Source organism: Reyranella sp. CPCC 100927, from assembly GCF_007859315.1.
GTDB lineage: Bacteria > Pseudomonadota > Alphaproteobacteria > Reyranellales > Reyranellaceae > Vineibacter.
In genome coordinates this window covers 29674-44008 of the sequence record NZ_VOHA01000029.1, presented here as the reverse complement: position 1 = coordinate 44008, position 14335 = coordinate 29674, and the positions used below count along the sequence as shown (strand labels likewise).

At 65.1% G+C, this 14335-nt stretch carries 13 protein-coding genes and 2 pseudogenes; 3 read left to right on the top strand and 12 right to left on the bottom strand.

Annotation, left to right across the window (positions count from 1 at the left end; translation table 11 throughout):
• Positions 1 to 57: 57 nt before the first annotated feature.
• Both FQU96_RS37625 and FQU96_RS37620 read left to right on the top strand, forming a co-directional pair.
• Positions 58 to 1143: an alkene reductase gene (locus FQU96_RS37625; protein WP_146546564.1), complete on the top strand. Its 1086-nt coding sequence runs from the start codon at positions 58 to 60 to the stop codon at positions 1141 to 1143.
• 167 nt (positions 1144 to 1310) lie between these two features.
• Positions 1311 to 2654, top strand: coding sequence for a hypothetical protein (locus FQU96_RS37620; protein WP_146546563.1), 1344 nt, complete (start codon positions 1311 to 1313; stop codon positions 2652 to 2654).
• A gap of 15 nt (positions 2655 to 2669) precedes the next feature.
• Here FQU96_RS37620 and FQU96_RS37615 read toward each other — a convergent pair whose 3' ends face one another.
• The 12 genes and pseudogenes from FQU96_RS37615 to FQU96_RS37560 form a co-directional block, all read right to left on the bottom strand.
• A complete protein-coding gene (locus FQU96_RS37615; RefSeq protein WP_146546562.1) occupies positions 2670 to 3149 on the bottom strand; it encodes a hypothetical protein in 480 nt (159 codons plus the stop codon).
• A 133-nt stretch (positions 3150 to 3282) separates the two neighbouring features.
• Positions 3283 to 3481 (bottom strand): annotated as a pseudogene (locus FQU96_RS37610) (transposase); the annotation flags it as partial.
• Positions 3478 to 3925 (bottom strand): annotated as a pseudogene (locus FQU96_RS42950) (alpha/beta hydrolase); the annotation flags it as partial. The pseudogenes FQU96_RS37610 and FQU96_RS42950, both read right to left, overlap by 4 nt.
• Before the next feature lie 17 nt (positions 3926 to 3942).
• Entirely contained in the window at positions 3943 to 4341 is a 399-nt protein-coding gene (locus FQU96_RS37600; protein WP_146546560.1) for a RidA family protein, read from the bottom strand.
• Positions 4342 to 4358: 17 nt separating this feature from the next.
• Complete coding sequence (maiA, locus tag FQU96_RS37595; RefSeq protein WP_146546559.1) at positions 4359 to 5006, bottom strand: maleylacetoacetate isomerase; 648 nt, start codon at positions 5004 to 5006, stop codon at positions 4359 to 4361.
• 13 nt (positions 5007 to 5019) lie between these two features.
• On the bottom strand, positions 5020 to 5874 hold the full coding sequence (locus tag FQU96_RS37590) for an ABC transporter permease (protein ID WP_146546558.1): 855 nt from the start codon (positions 5872 to 5874) through the stop codon (positions 5020 to 5022).
• Positions 5861 to 6673, bottom strand: a complete 813-nt coding sequence (locus FQU96_RS37585; RefSeq protein ID WP_255468796.1) for an ABC transporter ATP-binding protein — start codon at positions 6671 to 6673, stop codon at positions 5861 to 5863. Before FQU96_RS37585 ends, FQU96_RS37590 begins: the two co-directional genes overlap by 14 nt.
• Before the next feature lie 40 nt (positions 6674 to 6713).
• Positions 6714 to 7820, bottom strand: coding sequence for a cupin domain-containing protein (locus FQU96_RS37580; protein WP_146546556.1), 1107 nt, complete (start codon positions 7818 to 7820; stop codon positions 6714 to 6716).
• 25 nt (positions 7821 to 7845) lie between these two features.
• Positions 7846 to 8883, bottom strand: coding sequence for an ABC transporter substrate-binding protein (locus FQU96_RS37575; RefSeq protein ID WP_178131037.1), 1038 nt, complete (start codon positions 8881 to 8883; stop codon positions 7846 to 7848).
• A gap of 56 nt (positions 8884 to 8939) precedes the next feature.
• Positions 8940 to 10583, bottom strand: coding sequence for a gamma-glutamyltransferase family protein (locus tag FQU96_RS37570; protein WP_178131035.1), 1644 nt, complete (start codon positions 10581 to 10583; stop codon positions 8940 to 8942).
• Positions 10564 to 11544, bottom strand: coding sequence for an ABC transporter substrate-binding protein (locus FQU96_RS37565; RefSeq protein ID WP_178131033.1), 981 nt, complete (start codon positions 11542 to 11544; stop codon positions 10564 to 10566). Before FQU96_RS37565 ends, FQU96_RS37570 begins: the two co-directional genes overlap by 20 nt.
• 67 nt (positions 11545 to 11611) lie before the next feature.
• Positions 11612 to 12736: an amidohydrolase family protein gene (locus FQU96_RS37560; RefSeq protein ID WP_146546552.1), complete on the bottom strand. Its 1125-nt coding sequence runs from the start codon at positions 12734 to 12736 to the stop codon at positions 11612 to 11614.
• A 131-nt stretch (positions 12737 to 12867) separates the two neighbouring features.
• Here FQU96_RS37560 and FQU96_RS37555 point away from each other — a divergent pair, with 131 nt between their 5' ends.
• A complete protein-coding gene (locus tag FQU96_RS37555; protein WP_178131031.1) occupies positions 12868 to 14169 on the top strand; it encodes a citrate synthase in 1302 nt (433 codons plus the stop codon).
• Positions 14170 to 14335: the final 166 nt, after the last annotated feature.

Genomic DNA, 14335 nt, shown 5'->3' with positions numbered 1-14335 from the left:
TACCTTCCGGACATCCCGGCTCCGTCGCCGGCCTGTTCCACTGGAAGGGTACCCGCCATGACCACCCTGTTCTCCCCGTTGCGGATCGGCACGCTGACGTTGCCCAACCGCCTCGTGATGTCGCCGCTGACCCGCAATCGCGCGGCTGCCGGCACCAATGCACCGACGGCGCTGAACGCCACGTACTACGCCCAGCGCGCCAGTGCCGGCCTGATCATCAGTGAAGCGACCGACATTTCCGCCGACGCCGTCGGTGGCGTGCGCGCGCCCGGCACGTACACGCCACAGCAGATCGATGGCTGGCGCCAGATCGCCGAGGCCGTTCATGCGCGTCACGGACGCATCTTCGCCCAGCTCTGGCACGTCGGCCGCATCTCGCACGCAAGCCTGCGCCCCGGCGGGGCAGCGCCGGTGGCTCCCTCGGCGGTGCAAGCCAAGGCCCGCGTCTTCGACGGCACGCAGTTCATCGCTGCCGGCCAACCGCGCGCGCTTGACGTCGATGAGATCCGCACCATCGTACGCGACTTCGCGCTTGCCGCGCGCAACGCTCGCGAGGCCGGCCTGGACGGTATCGAGATCCACGGCGCCAACGGCTACCTGATCGATCAGTTCCTGCAGGACGGCACGAACCGGCGCACTGACGACTACGGTGGATCGCTGGCCAACCGCGCTCGTTTCCTGTTCGACGTCATCGAAGCCGTCAGCGCCGAATGGCCCGGCCGCGTGGGCTTGCGCCTGGCGCCGTTCAGCCAGGCCAACGACATGACCGACAGCGATCCGATGACGACGTTCGGCTACGTCATCGAGCGGTTGAACGATTATCCTCTGGCATACCTGCACATGCCCGAAGGCCATCCTGGCGGATCGCGTGACCTGCAGCCCGGTCACGATGTTCAAGTGCTGCGCCGGGCCTTCAAAGGGATGTACATGGCCAACAACGGCTACGATCGCGACCTCGCGATGACGGCGATTGAAACAGGCCGCGCCGATCTGATCGCCTTCGGCCGGGCGTTCCTGGCGAATCCCGATCTCGTCGAGCGTCTCGCCCGCAACGCGCCGCTGAACGTGCCCGACACGACGACGTTCTACGGCGGCGACATGCGAGGCTACACGGACTATCCCCGGCTGGAGATGGCAGCGTAGGCGGAACCAATTTAAGAATTTTTAACAACGTTGGTGTTCGCCGCAAGCGCATACAGTTCGGCATTCAGCACGCGAAGGGGACGTCGCCGACGCGACAGAACAGTGTGCCCCTCGATAGCCGGCCAGCGCACACCTCCGCGCGTATCGCGCGCATCAGGAGATCGTCGATGCGACCGATTTATCAAGCGCCCGTCGTGAACACCATGCCGCCGAACCTCAGAGCGGCGCCGAACAACCGGGCCGACCGATGGGCCGAGATCAAGGATGTTGCGAATCCCTTCGGTGGGACTGACAAGCGGAGCTTCGGCTATTGGTTCAACTACTTCTGGGAAGAAGCGCGCCAGGTCGACGATCTCACCGACGGCGACAAGACGCGCTTGAGTGACGCATTCCTTGCCGTGCTGACGAAGACGGGCACGGCATGGTCGCCGTCGCCCGATCTGGCGCGGATGGACGATCATCGCCGGCGCCAGATCCTGACTACGCTGCTCGTCCTGGGATTTCAACGGATCGCGTTGGACGGTTTCCTGTCGTCGAGTCCGGCCGGCATCCGCGCCGAGAAGGCAATCGACGCGCGCAGCGTGTTCATCAAAAATCTGGAGTTCAATCGGCGCGGCCAGGCATGGTCGATCGCCATCGGCTTTCGCGCCGACGGCCGGCCTTACGAAAAGCTCGTCGAGCAGGGCGGCTTTCACAGCCGCGCCCGCTCGTCCGGCCAGTCCGTCTACAGCGAGTTCGGCCTCGACCTGCCCTGGCATCCGTTGTCGCTGGACGTCTATGCGCGGTCGCTGTTCCTGCGCAAAGGCCACAACAAGGACAACTGCCTGCATTCCGTGGTCAGCGTCGCCAAGCTGTTCAGCGAGATCATGCCTTATCCGCTGCTCAGCGATGCAGCGACGTTCCGTCTGGCGTTCAAACCGTTCAGCAGTTGGACCGCCGAAGACAAACGGGAAGCCGCCAGTCATTGGCTCAAGATCCGGGTGGTTGAAGGGGGCAGTCCGCGGAAAATCGACCATCTGGAGAATGAGATCCGGGTCTACATCGTGCGCGTCGACAACACCGTCGCGTTCAACACCGAGGCTTGGCAGAAGCGATTGCATGTCAGCAATCCATTTCCCGAGGCTGCCGTCGCCCAGATCCCGATCGAGGATATCCTGGCCGAGATTGAGGTCACGCGGAAGTATTTCTTCGACGCCGACGCATCAGGCGCCGGCGCCGTGACGCTGTATGACGTCGACTTCAAGACGACGCGCGTGTTGCCATCACGCAGCGCACAGACGGCAATCTATGGTTCGCACTTTCCGATCCAGCTTGAGGCGTTGATGCAAGGCTTGCAGCAATCGGCGCGACAGGCCTTTGCCGGCGCCCGGACCCGATACCTCGACCAAAACAAGCCGCGGCTGCCATCCAAGAGCATCGGTGAAACGTGGACGTGCCCCACGTGCAAGGTCACGGAGTCCAAGATCGCCAAGAATTTCCACAAGTGCAGGCCGGTTGCGACAACAAGCTGAGAGGCGGCGTGCCCGCTACCGCGCGTCCGGCTGGATTGCTTCGACCGTGTACTCCAGCGTATCGCGGCTGACCCGGCGCACGACAAGGCGCCGGCCTTCCAAGGGAAGATACTCGCCCGGTCCCAGCACCAAGGTGATGGGTTGCGCTGCCGCTGCGTAGTTGGCCTCCGGCGAGGTAACACCGGCCGGCACCCACAACAGGGGATTGTCGCCGCTCATCACCAGGTCGTTGCGCACCAGAACGGCCTTGCCGCCCTGGGCGCCGGTGAAGCGCACGATCACCCGCTGGGCTTCGCTACCGCCGTGGTCGACCAGCGCCAACGCACTGATTCCGCCGCGCAGGATGCGGACATCCATCACCGTATCGCCGGCGTTGGCGGACAACTGGTCGCCTGATGTGGTCACGAGCGTGGCCTGCCGCCCGTAGTTGACCGTACAGGCGGTCAGGCCCGCCAGTATGGCCACCGCCGCGAGACCCCGTACACCACCGCCCATTGTTGCCCCCGCTTTACCGGTCGATCGGGCCATACTAGAGCATATTCCGTTCAATTGGATGCATAGTTAGCATGCCTGAAGTAGTTAGAGGCGTGCTGTGGGCTCAGGCAACGTGCGAACTGCCCGACGCGTTGCCACAATACAGGCACTGTCCGCTCGGCCAGTTTGCGCAGATGCGCCTTGAGAGCGCTGAACGACATCTCGATCGGGCTCAGATCGAGCGAGTACTGCGGCAGGTAGCGCAGCGTCGCGCCGACCGCTTCGATTGCCTCGCGGACGCCGGCGACCTTGTGAGCCGCGAGGTTGTCCATGATTACGATATCTGCGGGTCGAGCAAGCTGCTCATCGTGTACTTGAAGGTCGAGTTGGGATGTGCGTGCGTCTTCCAATAATATTCGTAACCTTGGCGATACATTTCAAACAGAAGTGCGGCGATCTGCGCATCCGACAAGCTGGCGGCACCTCCATAGATGATTTCTCGGCCGCCATTTCCTGGGCACGGGCCGCCGAAACCTGACGCAGGCGCTCCTGGATCGTGGCCAGTTGCGAACCGCAAAGCCATTGCGACGTACCCGCCCGGAGTTGAACATGCTCAATGTTGCAACTGATTTAAAACGCTTGTCGGTTTTCGCCGCTGATAACGAGTATCCGCCGCCACCGCAGATGCCGAGCAGGCCGAGGCGCCCGACATCGACGCCCGGATAGCGGGTGATGAAGTCCGCTATGCCGTGAATGTCGATGCGGAATGCGGGCTTGCCCACGCTACGCGGCTGACCAACTCTGCGCGCTCGCCTCAAGGCGAGCTGCTGCCGAGATGGGCGATCGCCTCGATCTCCACGAGGATCTCCGGCTTGGCGAGATTGCTCACCTCGACCAGGCTGCAGGCCGGGAAGTCGCCGTTGAAGAATTCGCTGCGGGCGCGCCACACTTCGGTGTTCTTCGCGATGTTGGTGACGAAGATGGTCATTTTCACGACATCGTCCATCTTGCCGCCCGCGGCCTCGACGAGGTCCCTGATCTTGCCGAAGATCACCTTCGACTGCTCGTACTCTTCCCCGAGCACGGTTTCGCCGTCCTTGGCCCGCGCCGTCATGCCGGAAACATAGGCCACATCGCCCACCCGCAGGCAGTTCGACCACAGGCGCGGCTTCGGCTCGGCAACTTGCTCGCTGTAGATTCTCTGTCTTTTCACTCTGTCCGTCTCCTCACTCAAGAAACAACGGCGTCTTCCTGGGTGTCCGGGAAGGCGCGGATGAATGGCTCGAGCCGTTCGCAGCGGCTGGCGATCGCCATCGTTCGCGGATAGGCGTCGAGCGGGCAGGAAAAACGCCGCGCATTGTAAATCTGCGGCACCAGGCAGACGTCGGCCAATGTCACCTGGTCGCCGTAGCAGAAGTCGCCCGCCATCGCACACGCCTGCAGGGTCGCCTCGTACGATGCCAGGCCTTCTGCCATCCAGTCGCGGTACCACGCCAGCTTGGCGTCGGCCGACACCTGCAGCCGCTGTTCCAGGTATTTGAGCACACGCACATTGTTGAGCGGATGGATCTCGCAACCAACGATCTGGGTCAGCGCCCGCACGTAGGCCCGTTCATATCGCCCCTCGGGCAGCAGCGCCGGCTGCGGCGTCCGCTCTTCGAGGTATTCCAGGATGGCGAGCGACTGCGCCACCACCTTGCCGTCCTCGACCAGCGCGGGGACGAGGCCCTGCGGGTTCACGGCCAGGTAGGGTTGCGCCTTGTGTTCCAGCTTCGGGATGCTGACGTACACCGGCTCGTAGGCAAGCCTCTTGAGGTTCATCGCGATGCGGACGCGATAGGCCGTCGACGACCGCCAGTAGGTGAACAGCTTGAACATATCCATCTCCGCGCTAACGCCGATTGCCGGGGCCCCACGGCACTAGCCGCCGCTCCAGCTCGTCCAGCACGGCGAAGAAGGCCCAGCCGAGCAGGCCGATGACGACGATGCCGGCGTACATCGACTCGACGTCAAACACCTGCCACGAATTCCACACCAGGTAGCCGATGCCGCTCTTGGCGCCGACGAACTCCGCACCGACCAGCACCAGCAGCGACACGCCAAGGCTGAGGCGAAGACCTGCGAGGATCATCGGCAGCGCGCCCGGCAGGGCGATCGTCAGGATCGCGCGGGACCGCGAAACGCCGAAGCTGCGGCCGACGTCCCAGTAGATCCGATCGACGTTGGCCACACCGGCAAACGAATTGATGGCCATGAAAAAGAAGACTGCGATAGCGACCAGCACGTACTTGCTGAGCTCGCCGATGCCAAAGATGGCCATGACCAGCGGAAAGATCGCGATCTTGGGGATGGGATACAACGAGGCGACGATCGGGCTGACGATGGCGCGCGTCATTGGCGAGAGCCCCATCAGCGTGCCGACGACGAGGCCCGGCATCGCCCCGAGCAGCAGCCCGACGAAAACCCGCGTCAACGAAACGCCGACATGGCGCGCCAGCTCGCCGCTCTCGATCAGCGACTTGAACGTCTCGAGAATCATGCTGGGCGCGGGCACGATGCGCGCGTCGAGCAGCCCGGCACGGACGACAATCTCCCAGAGCACCAGGATCAGCAACGGGCTCAGGATGCCGAGCGCCTTTTCCAGGCGCGCGCGCCGCCGGACCGATTGGCCGATGTCCGGGTCGGCCGGGAGACGGACGAGGCCGTCCGCGTCGCTTGCCGCCCTGTTGCGATTAGCGTTGGCCATTCATACCCGCCTTGATGTGGGCGCCAAAGTCCGCAACCAGGGCTCCGAATTCCGGCAAGGCACGCAATTCATAGGCATTGCGCGGCCGTGCGAAAGGCACTCTCGCATCCATGACGACGTGACCGGGCGGACCTCCAAGGACGACCACGCGATCGGCCAGGAACACTGCCTCGTCGATCGAATGGGTTATGAAGACCACGGTCTTGCGGGTATCGCTCCAGATGCGCAGCAGTTCTTCCTGCAGGATCGCGCGGTTCTGCTCGTCGAGCGCCGAGAACGGCTCGTCCATCAGGAGGATCTCGGGGTCGTTGGCGAAGGCCCGCGCGATCGACACGCGCTGCTTCATGCCGCCCGAAAGCTGGTGCGGGAGGGACCGCGCGAAGCTCGTCAGGCCAACCTTGTGCACGAAGAAGTCGACGCGCTCGCGCACGGTTGCTTTGTCGAGCCTGCGCGCGCGAAGGCCATAGGCGACGTTGTCCCACACGGTCATCCACGGGAAGATCGAATGCTCCTGGAACACGACCGATGTGAGCGGCTCCCCCGACCGCGCAGCCCTGATCTCGACGACGCCATCGGTGTGCCGATCGAGTCCTGCGAGGATGCGCAGCAACGTCGTCTTGCCGCATCCCGAGGCGCCGAGCAGGCAGACGAACTCGCCCCCTCCTATCGCCAGGTCGATGCCGCGCAGCGCCTCGAACTCGCCCCGGTCGGTGAGGAACCGCTTGCTCAGCCCAGCGATGCGAATGACCGTGTTGCGGCCAGGGCCGGCAATGGCCGCCGGCTCGACGACCGACAGCACCTTTTTTGTGTTGGGAGGCATCGGCTGGGTCTGCGTACGCCTAGACCGGCTGAAATGAGCCAACGATGGCCTGCCGGCCGTCGCCGTCCGGATGGGCTTCCTCGCGGAACATGCCGAGCTTCTCCATGACGGGCTGATCGGTCACGGAGAACAGGAATGCCGGTCTTGTTCCATGGTTGTCGTGCTCGTGCCAATGCCAGTTCGGCACGACAAAGACGTCGCCCTTGGCCCAATCGAAGCGCACGCCGTTGACGACGCTGGTCCCCTCGCCTTCGATGACGAAGTAGATCGTGCTCGACAGCGAACGGTGGGCCCGCGTGTGCTCACCCGGCCGCAGCAGCTGCGCGCGGCACGACATGGTCGGCAGGGTCGGCCCCGAGGTGAGCGGATTGACGTATTCGAGGATCACCCCGTCATAGGGGCTGCCCTCCTCCCCGGACAACCGCTCAAGCGCGGCATGCATGTCGCTCCAGGCATAGCGCATGCGCGGCGTTCCGGCGGGGTTGTCGCCCCAGCCGACGGGCCGGCCGTGGCCCAGGCGCGCCGCCGTATGGCCGTCGGCATAGGTGGGGACAGGCTTGGCCGGATCGGACGGCTCGAACCAGCTCGCCTGAAGCAGGTTGACCAGTGGATAGTCCAGCGCGTCCAGCCAGACGATGTCGTGCTCGGTGTCGTTGACATGCTCGTGCCACATGCCCGATGGCGTCAGCAGCAGGTCGTTCTCCTCCATCGTCAGGGCCTCGCCGTCGACTCTGGTGAACACTCGGCCGCCGCGGCTGCTCGCGGCAAAGCGGATGGCACCCGCCATGTGCCGATGCGACGGCGCGGACTCTCCCGCCTTCACGAGCTGCACAGCCGTCGCGATGGTGTGCGATGTCGTGTATTGGGCGCGCAGGTCGGGATTGGTGTGCTCCATCGAGCGCCGCTCGGCGCCGCGCTCCGGCGTGATCAGCTCGCCGGCACGGTACAGATACTGTAGCACCTCGCTCCATCGCCAGAGGTACGGCCGGTAGGTCACCTTCGGCTTGGCCGAGACGAACTCTGATACGTACTTCCACGTCGGCACCAGCCGCGCCTTCTCCATGTCCTCATGGAGACGGTCCAGCGTATCGGCCTGGAACGCGGGCTTCGCGTTGGTTCGACTCATGATTCGCTCCTGCCAATCGACGTTGCTACTGGACCTTCTGCGCCCGTTCGCGCCGACCCAGGCGTTCCAGGGCGTAGTTCAGGTACTGATAGTCGGCAAGGTCGGTGAGCTTCGGCTTGGCCTTGAGCAGGCCGCGGGTGGCATACCAGTCGATGCTGGCCTCTATGGTCTTGAGGTTCAGGTAGCCGTCGGGATCGAAGCCCGGAAACACCGCATTCTCGAGCACGCTGGCGTCGGTGGTGCCAGACGCATACTTCTTGAGCACCACGATCAGCTTATCCTTGCCCGCCTTGCTGCCGACCGCAGCGAGATAGTCGCGGATGGCCCGGACATAGGCGACCATCCAGCGCTTCGCGGCCTCCGGCTGCTTGACCACGAAGTCGGGACCATAGATGACGCCGGCGATCTGGAAGTCGGGCGCAATGTCATCGACACCCATGAAACGCACGCCGACGCCGCGCTTCGCCGCGATCGCGACGAACGGCTCGATCATCAGCGCTCCGTCAACGGCCTTGTTATCCAGGGCGGTGATCATGTCGGGGAAGTCGAGGTTCTGGATCTCGACGTCCTTGTTGCTGAGGCCGACCTTCTGCAGGGCCATCTCGAGTTGCTGCTCCATCGGCGAATGCCGGGACGCGGTCGCGATCCTGAGCCCCTTGAGGTCGGCCGCGGACTTGACCTTCCCGGACTCGACCAGGTCCTTTCGGACGACGATCGCGTTGAAGCCGTGCCCCTTGGAGTTGCGGCCCTTGTCGGCCACCAGCTTGAGCGGCAGGCCGCGCAGGGACCCGTTGAACAAGCCGAGCGTGGGCGCGCCGGAGGCGACGTCGATCTGGCCGCTGCTCAACGGAGCGATCATGTCGGCGGTGTTGGAGAAGCGCTCCAGCTTGATGTCGAGCCCTTCCTCCTTGAAGTAGCCCTTCTCCATGGCCACGAAGATGATGATCTCGGACAGGCTGTTGAGCACGCCCACCCTGACGATCGTCGGCGCCTGGGCCCACGCGCCACTCGTGCCTGCAGCAAGAAGGACTGGAGCCGCCGTCATGAACGTACGGCGTGCCATCCGGATCGTCCTGCTCCCATCTGCCCTCTCGTGCCCCATGAAGTCCTCCCTTCCCGTCAGTCGAGCCCCAGCGCGCATCCATCGGCGCGGGGATCGGCGGCCCCGACCAACGTCCCGTCCCCGCTCACGGCAATCGCCTGGGCGGCGCCGAGCATGCCCAGCGGCTTGTCACTGATGCGATGGCCCAGTTCGCCCAAACCCGCCAGCGACGATGCAAAGCGACCATCCATTCGGATTTCGAAGGGCTGGCCGAGATTGACCGGATCGGTTCCCGGCATCAGTTCCCAGCGCGGCTGGTCGATCGCCTCCCGGAGGTCACGCCCGCCATTCAGCACAGCGTCCAGTATCTGCAAATTCCACTGCGGTTGCCCGTCGCCGCCGGATGTTCCGCCAGCAAGTTTCAGGCCGTCGTCGTCGCAGACCATGTAGACGTGCAAGGTCGACATCGTGCGCTTGCCGCCGGCGAGGCAGTTCGGCGCCGTCGGATCGAGCGTGAAGCCCCGGCCGGCCCGGTTGTTCATCAGCACGCCCGTCCCGTCGATCACCTCGGCCGCGCCAAACGGCGTCGACAGGCTGGAAATGTAGGCGACGACGTTGCCGGACTCGTCCGCCGTCGCCAGGCACGTCGTGTCGCCTTCGCCGAAGGAGGACCAGCTCTCCTCGACCGACGTCATGGCCCGCCGGTCATCAATCCGCCCGGCGTGCCCGCGCAGGTGGGAATCGCTCAGCAGGCGGTCGATCGGGTTGGCCACGAAGCGCGGATCGCCGAGGTGGCGATTGCGGTCGAGGAAGGCGAGCTTCAGCGCCTCGATCATCCTGTGCACCTGCACGACCTCGCTGCTGCGATCCATCGGTGTGCAGCGTTCGAGGATGCCGAGCGCCTCCAGCAGCACGATGCCCTGCCCGACCGGCGGATTGGTGTAGATCCTGCCTTGTCCGAGCGCCAACGACAGCGGCTCGACGGTCTCGCACTGGTACTCGGCAAGGTCGTCGAGCGAGAACAGGCCGCCGGTCGCGGCGCTGTGCGCAACCAGGCGGCGGGCGAACTCGCCGCGATAGAACGCATCGGCTCCGCCGGCGGCCACGGCCTCCAATGTGTTCGCGAGCTCCGGCTGGCTCAGCACTTCGCCTTCCGCTGGCGCCTTGCCGTTCTTCAGGTACGCAGCGCGGGCCGATTCGGACCCAGCGAGGACAGCTTCGTTCAGCGCGAAGAAGCGCGCCACCGACCGCGTCAGGGCCACGCCGTCGGTTGCATGACCAATGGCCGGCTGCAGCAGCGCCGCGAGACTATGCCGGCCGCTGCCGAACTGCTGGTGCGCTGCGCACATCGCGGCCACCGCCCCCGGTACGGATACCGAGAGCATGCCGCGATCGGGCAGCCTGGCCAGCCCGGCTTTCCTGGCCCATTCGAGCGATTGGCCATGGGGCGCGGGGCCGCTGGCATTGACCGAGCGTATCGCACCGGTACGTCCGGACCGGATCAGGATGAAGCTGTCGCCGCCCAGCCCGCTCATCATGGGCTGCACTACGCCGAGCACCGCCACCGCCGCGATCGCGGCGTCCATCGCATTGCCACCTCGGGCAAGCACGTCGAGCCCGACCCGGCTCGCGAGCGGATGGGCGGTCGCGACCATGCCGCCCCTCGCCACGGCGCGCCGCGCCATCGCCGCCTCGGGACGCTCAGCCAAGCCTACGTTCATGGTCCATTCCTCGTGCCAGTTCGAGCGGGCGCGGATCGATCCATGCGCCGGCGTCGAAATCCTTATCGATGAAGCCGTTCCCGAGCAGGAATGCCTTCTGTGCCGCGACCGCCGCGATCGAGCGCTCGTCGAGTTCCAGGGCAAGTCGATCATGTACCTCGGCGCCGTAGGCCGCCGTCACCCATTCCGGCGTTGCGCCGACGTCGCCGCCCACGATGCCGAGCGTCTCCGCCTCGTGCTCGTGCGCCCAGCGCGCCGCCTGCATGAGCGCCGCGAGATAGCGCGCGACCGTCTCGGGTGCGGAGCGGGCGAGCTCGCCGTCGACGGTCAGGACGGTGGGAACCTGGTTGTTGACACGCGAGCCCGAGTCCGCATGCGCGCCGAGATCGACGACAGTGGAGGCCCCCATGAACGACGAAAGCTGGGCGCCCGGCGCACCGGCGGTATAGATCGCGTCGATCTCGCCGCGGATCAGGGCGAGCGCCTCGCGGCTTTGCCTGCGGGCGCGGTTGGCGCCGCGCCACAAGGTGCCACGTTGCGATGCGCCGCCCGTCGGGATCTGCTTTTCGTCGATCGGGAGGTCGACGAACTCGACGTCGTTCGGCTCGAGGCCGGCAATCTCCAACGCAGCGAGGTATCCGCGCAGGCACATGGCACGCCAGTAGTCGATCTGCTCGTTCAGGCGTCGCGGCATCCCGAGCCGCTTGCCGCGCAGGTCGGCGGCATTCTGTATCCCCGAGGACGGCAGCGCCACAATCGCCTGGTACTCGTCGATCCAGTTGGTGGCGACCACTACCGTGTCGGCGCCGCGTGACCGGCTCCAGATCGGCGGAATGTTGCCGCCTTGCCGGAACAAATTGGTCTGGCCGTGGTTGTAGTGCGCCTCGCGCACCGCCATGTCGCTCGACGCGTTGAGCGACTGCACGACGATACCGTCGGCCCGGAATTCGTCATCGAGCATGCCACGCTCGATCGCGATGCTCGACGCGGTCGGCAGGGGACAGCGCGTGTACCAGATCCGCATGGCTTCAGGCCGGCACGGCTGTCCTGGCGGCGACACGACCGAAGTCGAAGACGCGCTCGGCATTCTGCGTGAACATCATCTTCAACAGTTCCGGCGAAAGGTCGCCGCGCTCCTCGTACTCCTCGGCGATGCTGTCGTGCGCCGCCTCGTCGAAATGCGGCATGTCGCTCGATACCAGCAGCGCGTGCTCACCCAGGACTCCGGAGGCATAGGGAATGTCGTCGTCGGGCTCGCAGCCCACCAGCACGCGGCCGGCCTCGAAGTGGTCGAGGACACGGGGCTTGCCGCTGCGCTCGATGGTGCGCACCGCGCCCACCATCCAGGTGCAGCCGCCGCCCTCGAGGAAGACCCACTTGAGCTTGGGGAAGTCGTCGATGAGCGTGCTTTCCATCAGGTTGTAGAAGGCGTACTGCACCGTCAGCGTCGACAGCAGACGCCGCGAGCGCGCCGGATAGAAGGTCTTCTTCTCGGCAACCGGGTGCGCCATACCGTCGAACATGCGGTACATCGAGGGCGATCCGAGGCCGAGATGGACCACCATCGGCAGGCCAAGTCGCTCGGCCTCGGCGAAGACGGGGTAGTGGCTGGGATCGTCGATCGGCTTGTCCCACTCGAGCCCGCGCACCAGCACGCTCGCCATGCCCGGCATCCTGTCGAGGCGGCGGAGCTCGGCCACCGCTTGCTCCGGCCGGCGATACGGGATCACGGCATTGAAGAAAATGCGGCCGCCCGATGCCGCGCACGCATTCGACATGAAGGTGTTGTAGCTCTGGAACAGCGCGGCCTCGAGCTCCGGGTCCTCTGTGAGAGTCGACAGCGTGAACGAGGGATGCACCAGCTGCTTGGCGACGCCCATCCTGTCCATTGCCGCGAGCCGCGCCTTGACGTCGGTGATCTGCTGCACGTCAGGCGAGTAGGACTTGCGGCCGGCCATCACGTTGCCTTCGATCGGCGTGGCGCCGAAATGGCGGACCTGCCGATCGATAATCCAGAACGTGTTCCAGTCGAGGAACGAGGTGTCGGCCGGCACGGCAACCGGCACCGGCCGCCGCTTCGCGAACTTCGGATCGAGGTACTGCCAGGTTTCCTGGGATTCGATGACGTGTGAATCGGCGTCGATGATCGACATGGCTACGCTGCCCTCCCGTTGTTCCGGCCGGACGATCCGCCGCACCGTCCGATGTGCACAGGGTCGAGGCTAGGGGTGGACGCCTTGTGGATCAACATTGATTATTCGGTCAATATATGGCTTCTTTTGACATGACCAGAAAGCCTTCCAAGGTCGCGGCGGCGGCGCGTGCACACGACGCCAAGAGCTTTCTCTCGGCGAAGGAAGCGGCGCACCTTCTGCGCATCAAGCCGCAGACGCTCTATGCTTACGTCAGTCGCGGCTGGATCCATTCGATCGGCCAGGACAAGCGACATGGCTTCCTCTACTCGCGCGAGGACGTCGAACGGCTGCGCGCACGGGGCCATGCGAAGGCCGAAGGCGGACTCTACAAGGGCGGCGCGCCGAGATGGTCGGAACCCATCGTGCAAACGTCGATCACGACGATAACGCCGGCGGGTCCGGCCTACCGCGGTCGCCCTGCGCTCGACTTCGTACGGCACAGCCAGAGCTTCGAGAGTGTTGCCGAGCTGCTGTGGTCGGGCGCATGGATGGAGGAACAGGGCGCATGGCCCGGCACCGCCGCGGCGGTCGCGATGGACAAGCTCATCGCGGCGGCCGAGGTCGACGCCTCGCAGCCCGACATCGTCAAGTTGTTCTCGCTGTTCGTCATGTCACTCGTCGCGCGGCCGTCGGGCGGTGACGACCTGCGCGACGGCAACACGGTCATTGCCGCTCGCGCTCTGCTGATGGGCCTGCCGGCCTGCATGCGCTTCCTGGCCCGCTCTCGCAAGAGCATCGCCCTGGACGCGTCCGCATCCGGCGGCGGGCTCGCGGTCGCTGCCCGTATCGTGGCTGGCGCCGGCGCGCGCGCAACCGCGGAGACGACGGCAGCGGTGAACACCGCCTTGGTGCTGCTTGCCGACCACGAGCTCACGCCGCAGACGGTCGCAGCGCGCCTCGCCGCCTCGAGCGGCGCCAACCTCTATTTCTGCATCCTGTCGGCCTTGAGCGCCCATAGCGGATCGCGCATCCGCCGCGCCTGCGACAAAGTGGAGGATCTGCTGACGACGGCTCGCGCCAGGAGCACCCGTCGAGATCGGCTGGCTGAAATGGCGAAGTCGGGAAGCGCGATACCGGGCTTCAACCATCCGCTCTACCCGAACGGCGATCCCCGGGCCGAGCACCTGCTGGGTGTGGCCCGCAATCTGAGCATCAATCCGGACCGTACGATCGACATCGTTACCTTTCTCGAGGAGGCTGCCGAGGCATTCAAGATAGGGCCCAGTGTCGAAACCGGCCTCGTGGTGCTCTGTCACGCGCTGCAGCTTCCCTATCGGTCTGCAGGCGCCATCCTGACCATCGCGCGCTGCGCAGGATGGATCGCGCACGTGATGGAGCAGAGGTTGGCCGGCGTAATGCTACGCCCCCGCGCGCGCTACCTTGTCAATTAGCGAGTTCGCCATGCCGCTCTGGAATAGCTGACCTAGCGGGCTATTGATAAAGTCATCGTATCGCGCGATCTCTTCGACGGTCTGCGCTTTGATTTCTTCGATGAGGAAGGCAGTAATGACGGCGATGCGTTCGACGCGCAGGCTGATAGATTTGCGCTCGATGCTC

Coding starts and splice junctions, on each gene's coding strand:
- FQU96_RS37570 (WP_178131035.1), bottom strand. CDS start 10,583: ATGAACGTAGGCTTGGCTGAGCGTCCCGAGGCGGCGATGGCGCGGCGC.
- FQU96_RS37555 (WP_178131031.1), top strand. CDS start 12,868: ATGACCAGAAAGCCTTCCAAGGTCGCGGCGGCGGCGCGTGCACACGAC.
- FQU96_RS37625 (WP_146546564.1), top strand. CDS start 58: ATGACCACCCTGTTCTCCCCGTTGCGGATCGGCACGCTGACGTTGCCC.
- FQU96_RS37565 (WP_178131033.1), bottom strand. CDS start 11,544: ATGCTCGATGACGAATTCCGGGCCGACGGTATCGTCGTGCAGTCGCTC.
- maiA (WP_146546559.1), bottom strand. CDS start 5,006: ATGTTCAAGCTGTTCACCTACTGGCGGTCGTCGACGGCCTATCGCGTC.
- FQU96_RS37590 (WP_146546558.1), bottom strand. CDS start 5,874: ATGGCCAACGCTAATCGCAACAGGGCGGCAAGCGACGCGGACGGCCTC.
- FQU96_RS37580 (WP_146546556.1), bottom strand. CDS start 7,820: ATGAGTCGAACCAACGCGAAGCCCGCGTTCCAGGCCGATACGCTGGAC.
- FQU96_RS37575 (WP_178131037.1), bottom strand. CDS start 8,883: ATGGCACGCCGTACGTTCATGACGGCGGCTCCAGTCCTTCTTGCTGCA.
- FQU96_RS37615 (WP_146546562.1), bottom strand. CDS start 3,149: ATGGGCGGTGGTGTACGGGGTCTCGCGGCGGTGGCCATACTGGCGGGC.
- FQU96_RS37560 (WP_146546552.1), bottom strand. CDS start 12,736: ATGTCGATCATCGACGCCGATTCACACGTCATCGAATCCCAGGAAACC.
- FQU96_RS37620 (WP_146546563.1), top strand. CDS start 1,311: ATGCGACCGATTTATCAAGCGCCCGTCGTGAACACCATGCCGCCGAAC.